Source organism: Haloplanus salinarum (assembly GCF_009762275.1).
Taxonomy (GTDB): Archaea; Halobacteriota; Halobacteria; order Halobacteriales; family Haloferacaceae; genus Haloplanus; species Haloplanus salinarum.
In genome coordinates this window covers 186732-207538 of record NZ_CP034345.1, presented here as the reverse complement: position 1 = coordinate 207538, position 20807 = coordinate 186732, and the positions used below count along the sequence as shown (strand labels likewise).

The window sequence follows — 20807 nt, the reverse complement described above, 5'->3', positions numbered from 1 at the left end:
GTGGTAGACGGCGAGGAACGATTCTATCTGAGTTCGAAGACGCCCATCTACGATATCGGTACCCATTCGGATCCGGACGACCCCGTTGCCATCTTTGGGGTTGCAAGCGACATCACCGAGCGCAAGGAACGTGCGCAGGAAATCACTCGCCTGAACCACCTCCATCAAACCGTCCTCTCGAATATCCGGGAAACTGTCGTCGTCACCGACGACAACGGCCAGTTCACGTACATCTGCCCGGAACTTCTACTATGATGTCTGCTGAATACAGCGCGCGAATACAGCACGACGACGTTTCCCGATCGAGTTCACTCACTACGGATTGTGCGGTTGTGCTATTTCCCCGTCAAATGCGCTGCTCGTGACGAGCGTTTCATACCCGAATGCCAAAGGTCAACCGTCGCTCTCCCGTACCGTCAGTTAGTGAGCGAGTCACAAGACACGTCCGCGAGGCCAAAAATATCAGTTGCAGTGGTAGACGAGTCACACACGAACGAAATCCCCGACAATATTGACTCGGAACTGTATACGACAACGAGACCGGAGTCATCGTTGGTCGAGTTCGATGCTGATCCCGACGGTGAGCTGGCAGAGGCACTCAGGCGGAACGGGTTCGACGTGTGAACTAATCCACTAGTGATCGCCCGTTCTGTTGAAACCCTCACTGAGCGCTATGTTTGAGGAGCTGTGCTGAACAGAGGACGCGTATCTCGTACAACGCCTCCTCAAGATAGTGCGACTGGATGGTCACTACAAAATGTTCAAATCCCGAATTACCTGGACGACAGCCACCCCATAATAACCGGAGAATGCGGTCCGTCTCAATCACTCGTTCAAAGACAAGGTACGGTGGCTCGTCGATATGATCGACCGATCGAACCTGTTGGTTAGTGGATTCGCGCTGTACACCGGTGGGTTCCCCGGTGTCGCCCTCGCTCACTCTCCGCCAGTGCCGATCGGTGCCTTGCTCGTGTTCGGTGCTGGCAGTGGTCCGGTGACGCCGACGCTATTTGCGGGCCGGAGTATGCTTGCGCCCGACAACCTCCGCGCTGGCGTGATGAGTTTCCGGACGACGACCATCGGCATCAGCCAGGTCGTCGGACCGGTGGCGTTCACACTCGCCGGCGGTGCCATCGGGTACCAATCGACGCTTCTCGGTGCCAGGTCGGGGCCACCCTCTTCACTGCCGTGCTCGCGATAGTTCCCCTCGAGCCCTGAACCGGCATGTGGCTGGCAGCCAGTCACATTGCTTGCCGTTCTTCTCGCCCGAGAGTTCGCGGGACAGTGTGCGCCGCCACTTGGAGTCTCGTCTGGTGTGCTGATACAGGGTTTCTCAAACGAGTTTCACCACGTATGTTGTTTCTATCAGTAGGCGTCGCCCCACGTTACCGAAACGACCGGTTACGGTCGCCATCCGCATCCGCACCCTTGGCAGGAGGTGAATTTCAGTTCACAGAGACGATAAGTGGGATGGAGGCCTCCATTCGTGTGAAGCGAGATGACCCGAGATACCCAGGTAGTGGCCGTCTGTGGAAGTTTAGCCGCCGAGAGCGTGACTCGCGTCGCGCTTCGGGAGACCTTACAGGCAGCACAGGCCGCGGGTGCACAGACCACGCTCGTCGATCTCCGGGAGTACGACCTCCCGACGTTCGACGCCGACAATCAGGATGCCGGTGACGCCCCGGCACTGCGAGCCCAGTTGCGGCAGGCAGATGCGATCGTGCTGGGAACGCCGATGTACCATGGCTCGTTCAGCTCCCCGCTCAAGACGGCACTGGATTATAGCGGCTTCGACGAGTTCGAGGACACGACTGTGGGGTTGTTGGCCGTCTCCGGCGGGTCCTTCCCGAGGACCGCGCTGGAGCATCTTCGATCGGTGGCCCGAGCACTCGACGCGTGGCCGCTGCCTCTCGACGTAGCCATTCCCGACTCATACGAACAGGTCGTCGATGGCGAACTCGTCGAGGAGTCACTGCGAGAGCGAGTCGACGAACTCGGCACGAAACTCGTCGAGTACGCCGACGTTGCACAGTACCCTGCCACCGCATCCACCTGCCAAGCCCAGCCCCACGCAGATTAACACTCGTGTCAACTACGACCACTCGTCGAGGGGAAGTACGGTCGAAAAACGTCGAAGCGTGCCCAGTCGTCCAGACGCTGGAGGCCGTTGGGACGCCCTGACGGCTCCAGATCCTGTACGCGCTCCGTGACCCGGAACTGCGGTTCGACGAGCTCGAACGCGCCACCGGTGGCCGATCGAAGACCGTGTCCGACGCGCTCGATGTCCTCTCGGAAAACGATCTCATCACGCGACGAACCGAGGAGGCAGCCCCTATCGCCGTCTACTATCGGCTCACCGAGAAGGGCGAGACACTCGTCAGCCGACTCGACGACGTGAGCCAGTGGGCCGTCGAGTGGATGGACGCCGTGGACGATCCCGACGACTTCAGGAGGCGGCTCCGGTAACACCGAAGGAACGCTGACAGCGCACCGTCACCGCCGGTTCGTCTCTCGAGAACCCGAGAATTATCTGGGTGGGTACAGAACGGTTGGATGTATGACGGGGGCGAGTGGCGAGTTCCCGGCTGAAATCGATCCACAGGACGCGTTTCAGTTGTTCAGCCATGAGTTGCGCCTCGAAATCCTGTTCGCCCTCTGGGAGGCCCCGGAATATGCGCTGGCCTTTTCGGAGATTCAGGACGCTGTCGATGAACGGGATTCGGGCAAATTCACCTACCATCTCGAACAACTCACCGAGCAATTCGTCAAAGAGATCGAGGGACAGTATGTCCTTCAGTACGCTGGGCATCGCGTCATCGACGCCATCCAGAGCGGTGTCTTCCACACGTCGCCGACGGTCTCTCCTGTCGAAGCACCCGGAGCCTGTACGCGCTGTGGGACGACCCCTCTTTTCGAATATGACGAGCATCTCGCGACCGTTTCCTGCCCGGACTGTGAGACCAAACGCATCGAATATCCGTTCGATCCCGGTGGATTCCAGGGTCGGTCGATCGAAGAGGCCATCGAGACGTTCGACCGCCGGACAACGTACAAGTGGCGACTGGCTTCGAGTGGCGTCTGTTTCGTCTGTGCTGGTCGCGTGTCCGTTACATACACCCAGACCGCTGCCGACATCGAAACCAACGACCGCTACCGTACTTTCTTCGCCGCTGATCACCCCGCCCTCTTCCATCTCAGCTGTCAGAACTGTAGCTTCTACAGCTACATTCCGGTTGGTATCCGTCTCCTAGATAATCCGGTTGTGGGTGGCCAACTTGCTACGAGCGGACTCGATACGACCGACCAGTTTCTCTGGGAGTTTCCCTTCGTTACAGACGGGGAATGCGTCACCGTCCAGAGTCGTGACCCATGGGAGGTCACCGTCGAAGCACCGACACCCAACGGCAAACTCGCTGTCACGCTCGATGCGGACGCCACCGTCCAGTCCGTCACGCTCGAACCGTGACCGAGCGCGCCAGGTATTGTGCATGATACCTAGCTTCTTGTATTCTACCTGAAAGATTAGGCGGGGCGCTCGGTAGGTCTACGTGGTATGTGCGACCCAGCGATTCACCACCGTATCGGCACTCGAACCAGCAACTACGGCAACCACTCCGAAGGAACGTGGTGACGGGAAAACTCGTAGATGGCACGTGGGTAGAGGCTCCCGAGCGCGGACACGACGATCGGGGATTCGACGCGTGGATCGGTCGGACGAACGGAGACGGTGAGCCCGAGTATCCGGCTGAACCGGATCGATACCACCTGTACGTTTCTCGGGCGTGCCCGTGGGCACACCGTGTAGCACTTACGCGCCGTCTGAAAGGACTCGAAGACGTGATTTCGGCCGATATCGTCGATCCGCTCCGCCGAGACAACGGCTGGGAATTCACCCCATCGAAACGGACCTGCACACCGGACTCGGTACACGGATTCGAGTATCTCCGCGAGATTTACACGCAAGCAGATCCGGGATACACGGGACGTGTGACCGTCCCTGTCCTCTACGATACTGCCACCGAAACCATCGTCAACAACGAGTCTGCCGATATAGCTCGGATGCTCGACGAGGCCTTCGACGCCGACGCCACCAACGATGTTGATCTGTCTCCCCCACACAAACGAGGCGAAATTGACGCGATCATCGAGTCGATCCACGACGACATCAACCCGGGTGTGTACAAAGCCGGGTTCGCGGACACACGAGATGGGTACGAGACAGCTGTCCGAAATCCCTTCGACGCGCTCGAACAGTGGGATAGTGTCCTCGGAGTTCGCCGATTTCTCGCCGGCGACCAACCGACACTTGCCGATGTGTTCCTGTTCCCGACGCTCTATCGCTTCGGCGCCGAACTCCGCTCGGAGCGATTTCTCGATGGGAGCCCTGGTTGACGCCGGCGATAACTCTGGATCGAGTGCGAAGACACATATGGCGTCAGAGTCCCAGTTCATACATGAGCAAAACGAATAATAAGGGCCAAGAGCGGGTCGTAACCGGCATTCCGGGCGTGGACGATATTCTCGGCGGCGGCTATCTCCCCGAGTCCGCCACGCTCGTGCGAGGCGAACCCGGCTCTGGTAAGTCGATCTTTTCGTTACACTTTCTCGCTGCTGGTCTGGATACGGACGAGACCGGGCTGTACATCAACCTTGGCGAACCGGAGGACTACATTCGGGATACTGCCCGGCACTTCGGCTTCGCTATAGATGCGATCGAATTCCTCAACCTCTCTGCCTCCGGCGACCAGTTTCAGGGCGAGGAGACGTACACCCTGTTCGAGTCCGGTGAAGTGGAAACGCCCTCGCTCGTCGAGAGCATTCGCGCGGAGATCCAGGAGATCAACCCGGATCGGGTCGTGGTGGATCCGGTCACCGAATTCCGGTATCTCGCCCCCGACGAACACCAGTTCCGATCTCAGATCCTGGGCCTGATCAACTTTCTCAAAAGCGAGGGCGCGACGGTCCTGCTCACTTCACAAGCTGCCGCGTCGATGCCCGACGACGATCTGCAGTTTCTCGTCGATGCCGTCATAAACGTGAAAGCGGAGGCGGATCGTCGAACGATCCACGTCTCGAAGTTCCGTGGCTCCTCCGTCCGATCCGGTCACCACACGCTCCGGATCACCGACGATGGCATGCGAGTGTGGCCACGACTCGACCCCAACCGCCACGAGCGCGAGCACAATTCGACCAAACTCTCCTCGGGTGTTCCGGCACTGGACTCACTGTTGTCGGGTGGCCTCACCACTGGAACGATCACGTTTCTGAGCGGGCCGACAGGGGTCGGCAAGACAACGACTGGCCTCCAGTTCATGAAAGAGGCCGCAGGCAGAGGCCAGCGCTCGGTCCTATACAGCTTCGAAGAAGACCACAACACCCTCTTCGAGCGCGCGGAAGCCGTCAACATCCCGGTGACCGAAATGATCGACCGAGGGACGCTCAACGTAGAGGTGATCGGCCCCGAAGAACTCACCGTCGACGAGTTCACCCACCACATCCGATCGGAAGTCGAAGACAAAGACGCCGAAATCGTGATGATTGACGGGACCAGTGGGTTCGAGCAGTCGCTACGCGGCGTCGACGAAGACCCGATGCGGGACCTCGTCAAGGTCGGTCGCTACCTCCGCAACATGGGCGTGACCGGACTGGTGACGAACGAAGTCCACAACATCACCGGTGAGTTCCGCGCGACCGACCAAGGCATGAGCTATCTCGCTGACAGCATCGTCGTCCTACGCCATGTCGAATACAAGGGCTCGCTCCGGAAGGTGATCGGCGTCCTCAAGATGCGCACCAGCCAGTACGAAAACCAGCTCCGGGAACTGGAGATCACCGAACACGGCCTGCGGGTCGGGGACTCGCTGCCCGAACTCCGGGGGATTCTCACCGGCACACCGACCTGGGATGATGATGGAGACTGAGTCACGGACGGGAGTGGATAGCAATGGCGATGACTCCTGAAGCGGTACACGACTCCCCGGCCCGGGTCCTCCCGCTCATCGCGGATTCGGCCAATCGCCAGTTGCTCGAGAGATGGATCGACGACCACCCCTCCTACGAATCCGTGGACTTCTCGGGGGACATCGAGGACGCCGACTTCGATGTCTGTATCCTCGACAAGGGGGCGTTCCAGGAACACCTCGATGCGCTCCGTGCGAAGAAGACGGCGGCGGCCCCCGTTTTGCTTCCGTATCTCCTGTTGCTTCCGGAGTCCGGGGCGGATATCATCGAGTCGGATGCCGGTCAGCTAGCCGACAACGTGGTCACGGAAACGATCGACGAGATCGTCTCCCTGCCGATCCAGCAGGCCGAACTCAACTGGCGACTCGAGGCGTTGCTCCGACTCCGGAATCAGTCGCTCACCTTGCGAGAACGAGAGCACGAGCTCGAACGCCAAGTCGATCTCTTCGAGAAGGCGCAGGATATTGCGGACGTCGGAGCGTGGGAGTACGACGTCGAGGCTGAAGAGGGCTGGTGGACCGACGAGGTTCGCCGCATCCATGCGCTCCCGGACGACACGACGCCGTCCCCGGAGCTGAGCCTTCAACATTTTCACCCCGAGGACCGACCGATCGTCGAAGATGCGTTCGAGACGGCTATCGAGGAGTGTGAGCCGTACGATATCGAAGTCCGACTCATCGATGCGGATGACAACCGGCGATGGGTTCGAACGAGGGGTGAACCCCAGTACGAAGACGGGAAACTGGCCCGCATTCGAGGGACGATGCAGGACATCACCGAGCGCAAGGAGCGCGAACTCGACCTCCAGCGCATCAAGCAAGCGGTCGAAGCCGCTGGCCACGCGATCCTTATCACCGACCCCAAGGGGAGAATCGAGTACGTCAACTCGGGCTTTGAGGAGACGACCGGCTTCACCCAGGCAGAGGTCGTCGGTAAGACACCGCACGTGTTGAACTCCGGTGAGATGCCGGATGGGTATTTCGAGGAGTTCTGGAACACCATCCTCTCCGGAGAGGTGTGGGCAGAGGAAATCGTCAACCGTCGGAAGAACGGGGAGACGTACACGGCGATGCAGACGGTCGCACCCGTCATCGACGGTGACCAGACTCACGCGTTCGTGGCAGTCCAAGACGACATTACGGAACGCAAAGAGCGAGAGAAGACACTCGAACGGCGGACCCAAGCGATCGACGAAGCGCCAGTCGGCATCACCATCACCGATCCGGAACGGGAGGACAACCCGCTGATCTACGTCAACGATGCGTTCGTAGACCTGACGGGCTACCCGCGTGAGGAGGTGATCGGGGAGAACTGTCGATTCCTCCAGGGCGAGGGTACCGACCCGGACAAGGTTGCCGAAATTCGGGAAGCGATCGACGCAGCGGAACCGCTATCGATCGACCTCAAAAATTATCGCAAGAACGGAACGATGTTCTGGAACCACCTCGAAATTGCACCCGTACGGGACGATGCAGGTGCTGTCGTCAACTTCATCGGATTCCAACAGGATGTCACCGGACGCAAGGAGCGCCAACGACAGTTAGAAGTTCTCGATCGAGTGTTACGCCACAACCTGCGCAACGATATGAACGTGATCCGAGGACGAGCCGAGACGATCCACGGCGAGACGTCGGGCGAGGTTGCAGCATCCGCCGAGACGATCGCGGACACGAGCGATCGACTGATCCGACTGGCAGAGAAAGAACGTCAGATAACGGAATTGCTTCGGGAGGATCCGACACGCGACCAAATCGAGGTACGTGATCGTCTCGAGGACGTTATTTCGAGTGTCGGTTCGGAGCACTCGGACGCGACGATTGCCGTTGAATGTCCTGACGACGTAACTGTCGAGGCGATACCACAGTTTGGGCAGGCGATCGAAGAACTCGTTACGAACGCGATCATCCACAGCGACTCGCCGTCGCCCGAAGTCACTGTTACCGTCACCCGGACTGACGAGACGGTTCGTATGGCAATAGCCGACAGCGGGCCACGCATCCCCGAGATGGAACGGGACTTATTGGAAGACCAAGCGGAACAAACACCGCTGTACCACAGGAGCGGTCTCGGGTTGTGGCTCGTGAAGTTAATCACCACCCGGTCGGGCGGTACCATCACGGTTGAGGGGAATTCGCCAGCCGGCAACATCGTCAGAATAGAGCTATCACGGTGACAGTTCCGTCCGGACTCGGGGGTACGAAATAGTATCGTCATCGCCGACGGATACGTCTTCGCGGCAACGAGCGGCGGTGAAGTTCGCGCGATCACCGCTGAACGGGAGAGTGGCTTCCATCGAAGTTCGCGTCCGACCGAGTCGCTCTCCGGAGAGAACGGGATCGCACGACAGCGGCGGGCTGAACGTCGACGTCGTCGCCACTGGATACACTGGTGGTGCTTTCGTTTCGCTACTGACCGATTCCGAACGACGGCGGGTTCGTCCCGTAGTTCGCTGCCGCTACGGCGTGGCGCAGGGCTGCTAATTGTTGGATCGCTGGGTTCTCTCGGCTGCAATCAACTGGGCCCCCGCAGTTTCGAGAGCTGGCAGTGGTTGGTTACGAGACGCCGTACTGTCGCTGGTTGAGGATTCCGACGAAGTGTCTCAGGGCTATCCTCCGTGCCCCACTCCGATAGCACACTGAGAGCGCTGGATCCCGTCCGTGATTGGATCGTCAAATCTACCGGGAGTTCTCGGCTACGGCGCGACGAAGAGCGTGAATATCACCCACCGACCGTAGGCTCCCACCTCGTCTCCGTGCGCCGGATCGAGGTTCTTTACTCCGTGACGATGTGGCCGGCGTGGAGCGCAGTCCCGAGCGTATCGATTCGTTGTCCGTCTTCGTATCCGCCGACGCTCGCCGGAGAACGCGCTCCGATCCACGGTTGGCGACGAGCGTGACCGTCGGTTCTTCCCCCCGCGGGTCCGTTCTTCCGGGCAACCGCAGAATAGAGGCATCACGACGCCCGTCGCCGAACGAGGTAGACGAGGAGAAAGGCGGCTGCGACGGCGAGTACGGGTGATTCGTACGGACGATCGTGGAACGTCAGAATCGATGCTGCCACGACGAGCGCACCGGCAATCACCGCGTAGCCGAGATTGGGGTCGGCCACGCTTCGTCCATCGGCGGGCTCCGTGCGGACGACCAGTTCGCCACGTTCGAGCCGGTACAGCGTTCGATCGAATCGAGAAGGAATCCGTGCCAGTGCGGAAAGCGATTGGCGTCCGCCCACGTCTCCTCGATGATCGTGTCGAGTTCGCTCTCGATCAGTCCCTGCTCGACGAGGAACGAGCGCACGACCGCGAGGAAGTCGAACTCCGGATCGAACCGTCCGGTACGCTCTGCGGGAACTCGAAGACGAGGATTTGATGACCTCCCGGATTTCGTTCGCCGACGCACGACAGCGTGTCTACTCGCTCACGACCGCCGAGTCGTAGGGATGCGAACGGGGAGGGTGCCAGCTCCGTCGATTGCGGTCGATCGTACTGCCGGCTGGATATCGATACGGGGACGCACCCCTCGGGGAGACCAGTCGCCGGAAAGAGTGACCGTATCAGTGATCGTGTCCGCCGCGGGTGAACTGCCCGGAGAACGCCCGCTGGACGACTTCGGGGAGGGCCGGGTGGATATGAATACTCTCGCGGATGTCCTGTACGGTTCCGGTGCCGGCCGTCATCGCGACGACGACTTCCTGCACGAGCGTTGAGGCGTCGGGGCCGACGATGTGGCAACCGAGTATTTCCCCGTCGAGGTCGACGAGCACCTTCACGAAGCCTTCGGCTTTCATCGCGTCGCCACGGGCGGTCTCCTCGTATCGGTAGGTGTTGGTCGCGTAGTCCCGCCCGGCGGCTCGCAGGTCGCTCTCGCTGGCGCCGACGCCAGCCACTTCCGGCGAGGCGAACACGGCGAAGGGCATCGCGCTGTAATCGATCGGCTCGAGGTCGCTCCCGAAGATGTTTCGCGCGACGGTCCGTGCTTCGTGGTTGGCGTTGTGTTTCAGCAGGTACTCGCCGACGATGTCACCCAGCGCCCACACGCCGTCGGCGGCCGTCCGCAGGTACTCGTCGGTTTCGACGAACCCCTGCTCGTCGGTTTCGACCGCCGTCGCGTCGAGATTCAGCGTATCGGCGTTCGACACCCGTCCGGCGGCGATCAGTAACTCGTCACCCGTCGCGGTCACGCCCGGCTCGTCGTCGACTCGACCGGGTTGTTCGTGCGTTGGAGGTTACGATCACGGGGCCAGCACTCCCGATAGCATCCGCCCTGACGCTCGGTGGCGTCGTCGTTTCCGGTGTCGTTCGGCGGAGTCAGCGTCCGAACGGCGTCCCCGGCAACTCGAAACGGGGAACCACGGGACGCTAACCCGATGTTTCCGAGTCAGAGTCAGGTGGGGAATAATAAACACGCGTCGGATCCAAGAGGCACGTATGAGTCGCGTCCGACTTCGCTCCCACCGGAGGCGTCTTCACCGGCTCCCGAGGCTGGTGGTCCCGCGACGGTCGTACGGGAGGACGACGGGGGACCGATGACCGACGAATGTACTGCGGCGATCCCATTGGAGGCGTTTCCGGATCCCGTGCTCGCCTATGCCGTAGACGGTGGTGAGGCCCGCATCACGACGACGAACGAGGCCTTCGAGCGGCGGTTCGGGGATACTTCGTCCGACGCGCACGTCTCGACGGTATTCGAGCGATTTAGTCACCGTACTGCGACCGGCGACCGGGATCCGATAACCCACGTCGTTCGGGGTGATCGTGTCGGGATCTATCTCGACGGGAACGGGAATCGAGGGGCGTTTTTCCTGCGGGTGGTCCCCTCGGACGAGGACGCCGGATATCTCGTCTTTTCGGACCTACAGCAGTGTCCCGCTATTGAGGAGATGCCCGCCGTCGACCAAGTCAGCAGCGTGATCAGCCACGACCTCCGTAACCCGCTCGACGTCGCCAAGGCACACCTCCAAGCGGCGCGGGAAACAGGGGAGCCGGAACACTTCGAGTCGGTCGCCGACGCGCACGATCGGATGGAACGGATCATTCGCGACGTCCTCACTCTCACACGGGGAGACGCCGTCGTGGACCCGTCGGAACGAGTCTCGATCGAAACTGCGGCGACGGACGCGTGGCAATCGGTCGATACTGGGGGCGCAGTGCTGGAACTCGTCGGATCACTCCCGACCGTCACCGCCGACTCCGACCGCGTTCGACGGCTGTTCGAGAATCTGTTCCGGAACGCGGTGAAGCACAACGCCACCGATAGCCGGAGACAGTACGGCGACAGCGGGGAGCATGGCTCCACGAGCCATCGGTCGCAGACCCCCGATGACGGCACGGAGCATGACTCTGCGGCCATCCCGACGCAGTCCGAGGGTTCGGTGACAGACGACTCGGACACACCCTCGCCGAACACACGCGAGCACGGGGGAGAACGGCGTCCGGGACCCCGAGAGCAGTCCCCTGGCGACGGGACGACTCCCGAGAAGAGCGTGACGATCACTGTAGGATCGTTAGGGGACGGGTTCTACGTCGCCGACGATGGCAGGGGTATCCCCACAGGGGAACGGGAGACGGTTTTCAAGCCGGGATACTCGACGATGGCCGGTGGAACCGGACTCGGTCTCGCGATCGTCGAACGGATCATCGTCGCACACGACTGGAACATAACCCTCACTGCAGCCGACTGTGGTGGGGCACGGTTCGAGATCCGATTCGAACACCGATGACGGAACCTGCAACGAGGACTGGTGGGGAACGAAGGGACGAACGCGGTGGTTCGAGCCATGGATGATCGGCTGGAACGGGCGCCGGTCGGCGTCCTCGAGGCCTCGACCGATGGGACCGTCTTGGACAGCAACGAGCGCGCCCGGACACTGATCGACGCCGCTGATCCGGCTGGAGCCACGCTCGCCGAGGTGTTTCCCCGGTCCGTCGACGGCACCCTCGTGACCGCGTTCGAGGGTGAGTCGGTCACTGAGATGGAATTCGAGGAGTATTATCCAGGGCCCGACAGGTGGTTCGCCGTCTCCATCGTTGCGCTCGATGAGGGAGGGGCGGTCTATCTCCGAGACGTGACCGAGAGGCGGCGCGAGAGGCGGTCTCTCGAACGGCTACGACAGGAGCGCAAACGGACGGAGCTCATCGACGACGTGCGTTCGGATATCCTCGCGGCACTCGTCAACGCGACCTCTCGTGAGGAAATCGCCGAAACGATCTGTCGAGGGCTCGGTGAGACCGACCTCTACGAGTTCGCTTGGGTTGGAGAACGCGACGTGGGAGGCGACGACCTCGCCGTCCGCGCCGTTGCGGGTGAGACCGGCGATATCTTCGGCGCCGTTCGTGACGCGGTCGGCGATGAGACGGTGACGACGCCCGAAGAGCGCGCAGTCAGGAGCGGTCAACTGCAGGCTGTCCAGCCACTCACCGACAGTGCCGCGGTTCCTAAATCGGTCCGGAGGGCCGGCTTTGCCGACGGCGTCCAGTCGGCACTGCACATTCCGGTCGTATACGGGCCGAACGTCCACGGAGTCGTCGGCGTCTATGCGAGTGGCACCGAGGCGTTCTCCGAACGGGAGCGGGCTAGCTTCGAGACGCTGGGGGAGGTCGCTGGGTTCGCAATCACTGCCGTTCGGAATCGGAATCTGCTGCTTTCGGACAGCGTCGCAGAGATCACCTTCGAACTCGGTGACGGCTCGCTGCTGGCGCGACTGAGTCGGACGCTCGACTCGACGCTGAAGCTCGAAGGGATGGTTCCACAGGCCGACGACGCGTTGCTCTGTTTCGTCTCGGTCGAAGGCGACGGAATCGGGCGTATCGACCGGGAGACCGAGAGGATGGAACCGATCGATCGGACACGAGTTATCGACGAATCCGAGTCCGGTGGGACCGTCGAACTCACCATCCGCGGCTCGACGCCGTTGCTGGCCATCTCCTCGCTCGGAGGTACCGTTCGGCGTGCCAGCTTCGACGATGGAGCGGGACGTCTCGTCGTGGACCTTCCCCCGGACGGTGACGTCCGCCGTATCGTGGATACGGTGGGTCGGGAGTACGACGCGGAGTTCGTCTCGAAGACGGAGCGGAAACGCTCCGTGACGACCGCCCGTGAGTTCCGCGACGAACTGGACGACCGGCTGACACAGCGACAACGGGTCGTCCTGCAAACCGCATATTTCGCCGACTACTTCGAGTCACCTCGTGGAAGCACGGCCGAAGAAGTCGCTGCCTCACTGGATATCACCGGGTCGACGTTGCTCCATCACCTGCGTGCCGCCCAGCGGAAGCTTCTGGATGCCTATCTCGACGGACAGGGGCGGACATCCGAGAGCGGATGACGGTGCCGACACTCACCGCACAGCGCCCCTCCGAACAGGTACCACGGTTTTCCGGGTCGGGCGTCGAATCCGCACCTCGTCGAAAGCACCGGCCGTCCGTCACGCCACCGGCCGTCACATCTCCCCGCGATCGATTTCGTCGAACTGAGCGAGGATCTCGTCGTCGGTCAACAGTCGTCTGGCTCGGGTTTCGAGTCGCTCCGCCTGCTCCGCCACCGCGACGAACCGTTCGTGCTCGCGGTGCGTCTCGGAGTCCAGTTCGGCTTCGAGCACCGCTCGCTTGGCCTCGGCACTGAAATACGCCCCGAGCGTTTCGTACGCGAGGATCCGTCGCTGTTGATCGATAACCGCGCGAACGTCCTCGCGGTCGACCGGCTTGCAGAGATAATCGTCGAACGGCATATCGAGTACTTCGATTCCGGGATCGACCGCGGTTACCATGACCACCCGTCCGTCGTACCCACGCGCAACCAGTTCCGACAGCACGTCGTCACCCGACATCCCCGGCATGTGGCGATCCAGAAGGACGATATCGACCGGCGTATCCGCGACTGCCGACAGCGCGGCCTCCCCGCTGTACACGGTCTCGACGTCACAGTAGCCTCGCAGCCGTAGCGCATACGCGTCTGCAACCTCCTGTTCGTCGTCGACGACGAGCGTATGCACGTCCGCCGCACTTTCGTTTCCGGACATCTGTTTCGATTGCGTACGTGGTGTCGAGGCTGCAGCCACATAACTGGTCATCTTCTCCGAGACACGCCATCTGCACTCCTAGAGTCCCGAGTGCCGTGCGGTCTGCATGCTTGCCCACGATATCCAGTACGAACGGCGTGCTCCTAGGAGTATGTCCGTCAACCCGACCCAGAAGTCGAAACGACACTCCGATTGGACGGCAGATGTCGATCTCTCGGCGACCGAACTGTTCGAACTCTTCGGGGACGAATACACGCGCCGTGTGTACGAGACGATCACGGAGCAGCCACGAAGCGGCCGTGCCGTCGCCGAGGCAGCGGACGTCTCGCGGGCAACGGCATACCGCCGCCTCAACGACCTTCGTGATGCGGGCCTCGTTCGCACTGAGATGATGATCTGTGACGACGGCCATCACAAGGAACGGTTCGAGCCCGTGGCTACGTCGGTCTCTCTCTCCCTCGGCGATGGAATCGGAGCCACGGTCGACGTCGGAGACTGACGCCGTGGGTCACCGATCGAGTCGAAACACCACGACCGGCCGCCGGCCCGGGACCGTGGATCCACCGAAGAAACTGAAAAACCACCCCGATAGGACCCGCGGTCGACGAGGTGGAGTGCATATACCTAGAATGCCTCTATCGGTCGAGTCCGTATTGATAGCCCTCGGTTACAGAGAGATTCGGTACGAGAACACGGATAGGGACGATGACGAGTGCTTTCCCACACCAGAGTCACGTCGAGTACAGTCCTCACGATCGAGCGGACTTCACCGTCTCCAGTGATTCGCAGGTCGATGCCCTCCAAGCGCTGTCGTCGGGGACGGCACAAGCGATTTTGGGGGCGCTGGAGGGCGAACCGAAGACGACCTCCGAGATCGCGGAGAGTGTCGATACGTCGATACAGAACGTCCACCACCATCTGCGACGCCTCGAGGAAAACGACCTCGTCAAGCCGATCGATACGTGGTACTCGGTCAAGGGCAGAGAGATGACCGTCTATGCGCTTACCGCCGAGAAACTCGTGGTAACGTTCGAGGCCGCCGAGCAATCGTAGTGACGCCGACGACTGATACTGTTTATCGTAAGTCATTACCGGTGGTTCGCCGGACCGTCTCGGCGAACCACCGGTAACCAGTTACAATAATCCGTATGAGCGGCCGATCGACGAGGCGTCGGCCAACGAAGGGTCGAGCGAGTGGCGCTATCTCGCCCGGTTCCCGTTCTCGGTTCGCTCCGTGAGATCGGCGAGCGTTATTTCGACTGTCGTGCCGTCCTCGGTTTCGAACGAGAGATCACCGTCTAGCGCATCGATACCCCACTTGAGTTGCCAGAGTCCGAGTCCACGCCCGTGTTGGAGGGAACTCTCGGTTCCGGCCGCCAGCGATTCGAGTTCGGCCACTGGAATACCGGGGCCGTCGTCGCTGATAGCGATTCTGTACCCGTCGGCTGTCGACGTTATCGAGACAGTGACACTCGACTCCGCGTATCCGACGGCATTTTCCAACGGACTCGTGAGTGCCGTTCGCAGTATCTCGGCGTCGGTTCGGAGCGTCGCCGTCGGCGGAAACTCCGTGTTGACAGTGACGTCGTCGGATGCGGTCCGGGAGAGCAGCTCGGAAACCACAACGGTGATATCGACCGTCGCCGGATCGGGGTCGCGAGCCATCAGACGGTCGATCCGTCGGGCGCGAGTGCCGATCGACGCCAGCCGATCCGTCGCTGCCAAGACGGCCTCGGCGTCGTCGCCCTCCGTTCGGTCGGCCAGCTGCTCCGCGTGGCTTCTGATAACGTCGAGCCGATTCCTGAGGTTGTGTCTGAGCAGTCGGTTGAACACCTCCAGGCGTTGTTCGCGCTGCTCGCGTTCCTCGACGAACCGCTCCAGGTCGTCACGCATATCCGCCATCGCCGTTCCGACGGGCCCCGGGATCTCTTCGTCGAGAGCCGTATCGTCGAACTCTCGACGGGCGATCTTTTCCGCCTGTTCGGTGATCGTTTCGATATACGCCTTCGTTCTGTGGAGGCTGGTTCTCAGCTGTCCGACCTCGTCGATCCGGTTGCCGTCCGGAATCTCCGCCGTCAGGTCACCTTCGGCAATCGCTTCCGCCTGACGCGACAGCCGCCTGATCGAACTGATCGGACCGAAGTGAATCATCCCGCTGATCAACAAGAAGCCGACAGCGGTGAGTCCGATCAGCACCGTCAAGTCGGTCTGGACCTGGTCGGTCACGGCGAGTGCCGTCGATGTGGGAACTTCCTTGACGACGACCCAGTTGACACCGTCGCTCGGGACGCTGTGGTATCCCCGCACCTCCGTGTCGTCCAGTTCGGCACCGCTGATCGGCGCGAACTGGTTCGGTCGCTCCTCGATCCGGGATTCGACCTCGGTAACGGTGGCCTCGCCCTTGTACGGATGAAACTCGTTTGGACTGTTCTTCTCGAACATGACGTACCCACTCACGCCGCCGAGAACGACGGTACTCGTGTCGTTGGTCGCGTCGGCCGCCGCCGCGACCCGAGTGCTGGGATGGTACTCGCCGATCAACACGTGATCGCCATCACGCGTCGGTGAGGCGATCGCCACGGACATGTTACCCTGGTCCAGGTAGACCCACGAGACGAGCGTCTCCGTCGGGCTATCGAACCGGAACGCAACCTCCTCGCCGGAGGCAGTTTGCCCCCAGTCGATCGCGGTCGCAGCCAGCGGCTCGCCGGCTAGCCCGTCACTGCTCGCGACGATCCGCTCCGTCGTGCCGTTCGACGGCTGCTCCGTCGGCCGCTCGACGACGTGGAGGCTAACGAGTTCGTCCGACGTTCGGTTGAGTTCCCTGTCGAGGGTGGTTTCGGTTCGTGTCCGGTTCGACGGATCGATGCCTCGATGTGAGGACAGGAGCCGAATCGACTCCTGTTCGCCCTCGAACCACCGGGCGAGACTCTCCGCCTCGAGTTCCGCGTTGGCTTCCACGGAGTCTAACTGTTCTTCCGTGACCCGATCGGACACTTGTCCTGCGATCGCCGACCCGCCAGCGACGATCACGGCAGTAATGAGCAACGAGACAGCAAAGAGCTTCACCGCGTATCGTGAGCGGATGCCCGCCGGCAGAAGTTCCTTGCTGTCCATTCGAGGCCAATTTCTTCGAGCACGCTAATAAGAAACACGCCTGTTTGCCGAGGCGTACTCGCTGGAATCCGGGAGTACCTCTGCCTTCGTCCGGACCGCCCACCGTCCCATCGGTGAGCCACTCCGAAGGGGTACTGAACTCGGTCCATCCACGCGTTCGCCCCGCCGGTGGCTGGATCCAGTTCCGTGACGGCGTCCACCCCCATCGGACACCTCTGGGCGAGACGGACCGTTTCGAGATGGAGTTTCCGGGAGTGATACGGAGGGGTTCCATCTATTAGTTTCGGGAGCCACGGTCCCCACGCCCGCCCAGTCCCCCAGCGGGTGATCGGCGTCCCCGGCCCTCCAAACACGTTCGTCGCTACTCGTGCGTTGCCCCGTGTATCGGCCCGCTGACGTCGGAAATCGAACCGAGCAGCAACCACCGTATCCAACCGCGACAACGGCCAACTCGTAGGCCGAGGCGTCGAACGGTGGTTCCCGTGCTGACGCTGGTGCGCACTGCTCCGGCATCCGTCCTGTTGTCATGGACGTCTTGGAGGGCCTACCGATCCGGAGCGCAGCCCAACGCGGACCCGTTTCTGTTGCTGGTCACCACGCTGACTCTCCGGGCCGTCCTCTCGCTTGAGGCCACGGCGATAGAGGTAGCGACCGTTGGTTTCCTCGAGCCGTTCTTCGACGTAGCGCGACTCGGCACCGTGTCGTTGCTGCCCGTGGCTTGGATCGTCTACGCACTCAGCTATGCCGGCCGCGGAGCCGTGGGAACACGGGGGCGGCTCGTATCCCTGTCCGGTATCGTCTTGCCGGTAGTGATCAGTGCCATCGCCCTCGCCAGTGATGCCTCCGAAGCGGTCGTCGGCCGAGTGCCTCGGTGCTTGCCCCCGGGCCTGTTTACGGTTCCGTAAGCCGACGGGACGACACGGTACGGGTTCCCACCTCGTGAGAACACGCTAGCACCACTTTAGTGACGCTCTTTTACAGTCGGTTGTGGACGTGACCGCTGTGTCACGGTTTTCCTGCCGCACGCCGATAGGGAATCCGGCAAAAGGGACACACCGTAGAAAGAAATGGTACTGAGCATGTTCGGGACGTTGCAGGGACTCTACGTGGTGGTGTTCAGTCTCGCTGGCCTCGTCTGTCTCGGCGCGCTGCTCGGCGTTCGGACGCTGTCTCACGCCGACATCCGGCGTGGGCTTGCCGGGTTGTTTCTGTTGAACGGGGTCTGGGCCCTCCTGATGGCGATACGACTGCTGTTGCCGACGCTGTCGAGCAAGCGTGTCGTGTATCTGTTTGGATTGATCGCCGGCATCGGGACCGTCTTCGCGTGGCTCTACTTCGCCTCGGCCTACAGCGGCCGCCAATACCACCGATCACGATCCCTGCGGCTCGTCGCCGTCGCCGTGTTCTCCTCGATCGTCCTGATAAAGGTTACCAACCCGATCCACGGAGCCTACATGCAGATGCGAATCGTCACGGAACCGTTCCACCACGCCCGCGTCACGCACTTCGCGCCTCACTGGTTGGTGACTGGGTTCTCGTACACCGTCTCCGGACTGGGGTTCTGGTTTCTCTTCGATTCGTTCGCCGACGCCGATACCCGTCCGACCGCGCTGTATCTGCTCGTCTCGGTGACTGCACTGCCGCTCGTTCCGTACATCGCAGCCTACTACCACGAAGGGCCGGTGCTCCTGTTGAACTACGAGCCGATCGGCATCGCTATCTTCGCACTCGGCGTGTTCTGGTACGCACGCGGCGAGTTCACTCGCCTCAGTAATCCCGACCAGTCGTCCATCGCCGAGAGTATCTCGGAGGGCGTACTCATCTTGGACGATCAAGGGACCGTCGTCAACTACAACGACAGCGCGGCCTCCGTTCTCGAAAACGGGCCCGTCCAAGGCCAGTCACTCGACGACGTCGACGCGGAACTGGCGAGCCTGGATAGCGGCGAAACGACCATCCTTTCACGGTCGGTGAGCGACCAGAGTGCCAAGTTCGAATGCCACCGGGAGGACATCGAGGCCGAGACTGCCTCGGAAGCCATCACGCTCACCGACGTGAGCCAGATCGTTCACCTGGAAGACGTCGCCCGGTTGTTTCGTGAGCTCAACAAAGTACTCATCCAGAACGGGGATCCGGACGAGTTCACCACGCTCGTCCCGGAGAAGCTGTCGACCATCGACGCGTACCGGATGGTCTGGCTGTGCGCCCCGACGGACGACGAGACCGGCTACGTCGCTGGCCAACCCGACGGGTACGTCCACCGCCAGCGCAGCGACATCGACAGCCCCGACCCGGTGGGCAGGGCGGCCGACACCGGTGACATACACGTCGCCGACGTCGATCCGAACAGCGATGAGGGGTGGGAAGCCGCGGCTGCCGACCGAGGTATCACGGCGTGTCTGGCGGTCCCGTTGCACTTTCCCACCGGCAGGGAGTACGTACTCGGGGTCTACACGACGGCACTGGACGGGGTCAGCGAAGCCGAGATCGAGTTGTTCCGAGACATCTCCGAGGCGGTTCCGAACACGGTGGCGGCCATCACGGCCCATCAAGAAGCGAAGGAGTACCAGAAAGCAGTCGAACACGCCGGATACGCGATTTTCATCACCGACATCGACGGCGTAATCCGCCACGTCAACCCGGCCTTCGAAGAGATCACGGGGTATACGGCCGACGAAGCGATCGGGAAGACACCGCGTATCCTCAAATCCGGCGAGATGGACGAGGAGTACTACGAGCGACTCTGGGAGACCGTTCTCGGTGGCGAGGTGTTCTCGGACGAGATCATCAACAAGACGAAAAGCGGGGACCGGTACCTCGCCCACCAGACGGCCGCACCGGTCACCGACGAGACCGGAGAACCGATCGCGTTCGTCGCCATCCAGGTGGAACTGACGGAGGATATCGTCAGAAAACAGCGCCTGTCGGTCTTGAACCGGCTACTCAGACACAACCTCCGGAACAAACTGAACGTGATTTCCCTCCAGATGGCGCGACTCGAGGACCTCTACAAGTCCTCGAGTGATGCCAGCGAACGGGACACACAGGCCCGTCAAGTCGTCCAAGAGGTCCAGCGCGTGACCGAGGAGATCATGACTCGCTCGGAGAAAGCGCACGAAATCGAGCAGATCTTCGATCGCCTCGACGCGACGGGGGAGTGTATGCCGCTGGCGTCGGCCACGAAGTCGGTCCGAAGAACGCTGTCCGACACCGAGGCGACCACGACGCTCGACGTCGCCGAGAATCTCGACTGCTACGAGATCACCCCCGAGATTCTGACGATCGTGGACGAACTGATAACGAATGCCGTCAAACACAACACGAGTTCCGACCCGACGGTACACGTCGCTGTAACACTCAGCGACGACAGCGAGGTTCGGTTCTCGGTGAGCGATAACGGCCCCGGGCTATCCGCTCAGGAACAGCACATACTGACGGAGGGGGAGGAAACGCAACTCAACCACAGTAGTGGGCTCGGCCTCTGGATGGTCACGTGGATCGTGACGTACTGTGGCGGAATGGTGGCGGCCGAGGTCGACGAGGAGGGGACGACGATCGACGTCTTACTCCCGGTGTGGCCCACGGAAGGTGGGCGGGAGCGTTCGAGGGTGGGTTCCCCGACCGACGGCGGTCGGGAGTGACCCCCCGCGTGGGCAACCCCGAACGTCGTCCCGATTTCGGTCTCCGTATTTAACGCGCTACTCCTGCCGGGCGTC

The 20807-nt window shown here is 61.6% G+C and carries 18 protein-coding genes and 1 pseudogene; 15 read left to right on the top strand and 4 right to left on the bottom strand.

Going from position 1 to position 20807, the window contains the following annotated elements; genetic code table 11:
- The 9 genes from EI982_RS02335 to EI982_RS02295 all read left to right on the top strand — a co-directional run bounded on the left by EI982_RS02335 (position 1) and on the right by EI982_RS02295 (position 8134).
- Entirely contained in the window at positions 1-255 is a 255-nt protein-coding gene (locus EI982_RS02335; RefSeq protein WP_157687956.1) for a PAS domain-containing protein, read from the top strand.
- Between the two features lie 168 nt (positions 256-423).
- Positions 424-624: a hypothetical protein gene (locus EI982_RS02330; RefSeq protein WP_157687955.1), complete on the top strand. Its 201-nt coding sequence runs from the start codon at positions 424-426 to the stop codon at positions 622-624.
- A gap of 238 nt (positions 625-862) precedes the next feature.
- Positions 863-1201 (top strand): MFS transporter, encoded by a 339-nt coding sequence (locus EI982_RS02325; protein WP_157687954.1) that lies wholly within the window; start codon positions 863-865, stop codon positions 1199-1201.
- A 297-nt stretch (positions 1202-1498) separates the two neighbouring features.
- Entirely contained in the window at positions 1499-2080 is a 582-nt protein-coding gene (locus EI982_RS02320; protein ID WP_157687953.1) for an NADPH-dependent FMN reductase, read from the top strand.
- A 110-nt stretch (positions 2081-2190) separates the two neighbouring features.
- On the top strand, positions 2191-2466 hold the full coding sequence (locus EI982_RS02315; protein ID WP_157691044.1) for a winged helix-turn-helix transcriptional regulator: 276 nt from the start codon (positions 2191-2193) through the stop codon (positions 2464-2466).
- Positions 2467-2557: 91 nt separating this feature from the next.
- Positions 2558-3466, top strand: a complete 909-nt coding sequence (locus tag EI982_RS02310) for a winged helix-turn-helix domain-containing protein (protein WP_157687952.1) — start codon at positions 2558-2560, stop codon at positions 3464-3466.
- Positions 3467-3627: 161 nt separating this feature from the next.
- Positions 3628-4392 carry a glutathione S-transferase C-terminal domain-containing protein gene (locus tag EI982_RS02305; RefSeq protein ID WP_233255268.1) on the top strand — a complete coding sequence of 255 codons (765 nt, stop codon included), beginning with the start codon at positions 3628-3630 and terminating at the stop codon, positions 4390-4392.
- Positions 4393-4454: 62 nt separating this feature from the next.
- Positions 4455-5921, top strand: coding sequence for an ATPase domain-containing protein (locus EI982_RS02300; RefSeq protein ID WP_157687950.1), 1467 nt, complete (start codon positions 4455-4457; stop codon positions 5919-5921).
- A gap of 29 nt (positions 5922-5950) precedes the next feature.
- Positions 5951-8134 carry a PAS domain-containing protein gene (locus EI982_RS02295; protein ID WP_199243699.1) on the top strand — a complete coding sequence of 728 codons (2184 nt, stop codon included), beginning with the start codon at positions 5951-5953 and terminating at the stop codon, positions 8132-8134.
- A gap of 904 nt (positions 8135-9038) precedes the next feature.
- Here EI982_RS02295 and EI982_RS18220 read toward each other — a convergent pair.
- Together EI982_RS18220 and EI982_RS02280 are read right to left on the bottom strand one after the other, a co-directional pair.
- A complete protein-coding gene (locus tag EI982_RS18220) occupies positions 9039-9254 on the bottom strand; it encodes a hypothetical protein (protein ID WP_199243698.1) in 216 nt (71 codons plus the stop codon).
- A 256-nt stretch (positions 9255-9510) separates the two neighbouring features.
- Positions 9511-10143: pseudogene (locus EI982_RS02280) on the bottom strand (FAD-dependent oxidoreductase); the annotation flags it as partial.
- Positions 10144-10482: 339 nt separating this feature from the next.
- Here EI982_RS02280 and EI982_RS02275 point away from each other — a divergent pair.
- Together EI982_RS02275 and EI982_RS02270 are read left to right on the top strand one after the other, a co-directional pair.
- Positions 10483-11676 carry a sensor histidine kinase gene (locus EI982_RS02275; protein WP_157687948.1) on the top strand — a complete coding sequence of 398 codons (1194 nt, stop codon included), beginning with the start codon at positions 10483-10485 and terminating at the stop codon, positions 11674-11676.
- 57 nt (positions 11677-11733) lie between these two features.
- The gene (locus tag EI982_RS02270; RefSeq protein ID WP_157691043.1) at positions 11734-13281 is read left to right on the top strand and encodes a bacterio-opsin activator domain-containing protein; all 1548 of its coding nucleotides are present in this window, start codon (positions 11734-11736) and stop codon (positions 13279-13281) included.
- Between the two features lie 114 nt (positions 13282-13395).
- On the opposite strand, the gene EI982_RS02265 is transcribed toward EI982_RS02270, so the two are convergent.
- Complete coding sequence (locus tag EI982_RS02265; RefSeq protein ID WP_157687947.1) at positions 13396-13974, bottom strand: response regulator transcription factor; 579 nt, start codon at positions 13972-13974, stop codon at positions 13396-13398.
- Positions 13975-14125: 151 nt separating this feature from the next.
- Here EI982_RS02265 and EI982_RS02260 point away from each other — a divergent pair, with 151 nt between their 5' ends.
- Together EI982_RS02260 and EI982_RS02255 are read left to right on the top strand one after the other, a co-directional pair.
- Positions 14126-14473 (top strand): winged helix-turn-helix domain-containing protein, encoded by a 348-nt coding sequence (locus tag EI982_RS02260; RefSeq protein ID WP_157687946.1) that lies wholly within the window; start codon positions 14126-14128, stop codon positions 14471-14473.
- Between the two features lie 206 nt (positions 14474-14679).
- On the top strand, positions 14680-15027 hold the full coding sequence (locus tag EI982_RS02255; protein ID WP_157687945.1) for an ArsR/SmtB family transcription factor: 348 nt from the start codon (positions 14680-14682) through the stop codon (positions 15025-15027).
- Positions 15028-15174: 147 nt separating this feature from the next.
- Here EI982_RS02255 and EI982_RS02250 read toward each other — a convergent pair whose 3' ends face one another.
- Positions 15175-17091 (bottom strand): sensor histidine kinase, encoded by a 1917-nt coding sequence (locus EI982_RS02250; RefSeq protein ID WP_157687944.1) that lies wholly within the window; start codon positions 17089-17091, stop codon positions 15175-15177.
- Positions 17092-17573: 482 nt separating this feature from the next.
- On the opposite strand from EI982_RS02250, the gene EI982_RS02245 reads away from it, so the two are divergent.
- On the top strand, positions 17574-17996 hold the full coding sequence (locus EI982_RS02245; protein ID WP_157687943.1) for a hypothetical protein: 423 nt from the start codon (positions 17574-17576) through the stop codon (positions 17994-17996).
- 174 nt (positions 17997-18170) lie between these two features.
- Positions 18171-20732 (top strand): PAS domain-containing protein, encoded by a 2562-nt coding sequence (locus tag EI982_RS02240; RefSeq protein ID WP_199243696.1) that lies wholly within the window; start codon positions 18171-18173, stop codon positions 20730-20732.
- Positions 20733-20807: the final 75 nt, after the last annotated feature.

Coding starts and splice junctions, on each gene's coding strand:
- EI982_RS02300 (WP_157687950.1), top strand. CDS start 4,455: ATGAGCAAAACGAATAATAAGGGCCAAGAGCGGGTCGTAACCGGCATT.
- EI982_RS02310 (WP_157687952.1), top strand. CDS start 2,558: ATGACGGGGGCGAGTGGCGAGTTCCCGGCTGAAATCGATCCACAGGAC.
- EI982_RS02265 (WP_157687947.1), bottom strand. CDS start 13,974: ATGTCCGGAAACGAAAGTGCGGCGGACGTGCATACGCTCGTCGTCGAC.
- EI982_RS02260 (WP_157687946.1), top strand. CDS start 14,126: ATGTCCGTCAACCCGACCCAGAAGTCGAAACGACACTCCGATTGGACG.
- EI982_RS02325 (WP_157687954.1), top strand. CDS start 863: ATGATCGACCGATCGAACCTGTTGGTTAGTGGATTCGCGCTGTACACC.
- EI982_RS02275 (WP_157687948.1), top strand. CDS start 10,483: ATGACCGACGAATGTACTGCGGCGATCCCATTGGAGGCGTTTCCGGAT.
- EI982_RS02240 (WP_199243696.1), top strand. CDS start 18,171: ATGTTCGGGACGTTGCAGGGACTCTACGTGGTGGTGTTCAGTCTCGCT.
- EI982_RS02295 (WP_199243699.1), top strand. CDS start 5,951: ATGACTCCTGAAGCGGTACACGACTCCCCGGCCCGGGTCCTCCCGCTC.
- EI982_RS02250 (WP_157687944.1), bottom strand. CDS start 17,091: ATGGACAGCAAGGAACTTCTGCCGGCGGGCATCCGCTCACGATACGCG.
- EI982_RS02320 (WP_157687953.1), top strand. CDS start 1,499: ATGACCCGAGATACCCAGGTAGTGGCCGTCTGTGGAAGTTTAGCCGCC.
- EI982_RS02255 (WP_157687945.1), top strand. CDS start 14,680: ATGACGAGTGCTTTCCCACACCAGAGTCACGTCGAGTACAGTCCTCAC.
- EI982_RS02270 (WP_157691043.1), top strand. CDS start 11,734: ATGGATGATCGGCTGGAACGGGCGCCGGTCGGCGTCCTCGAGGCCTCG.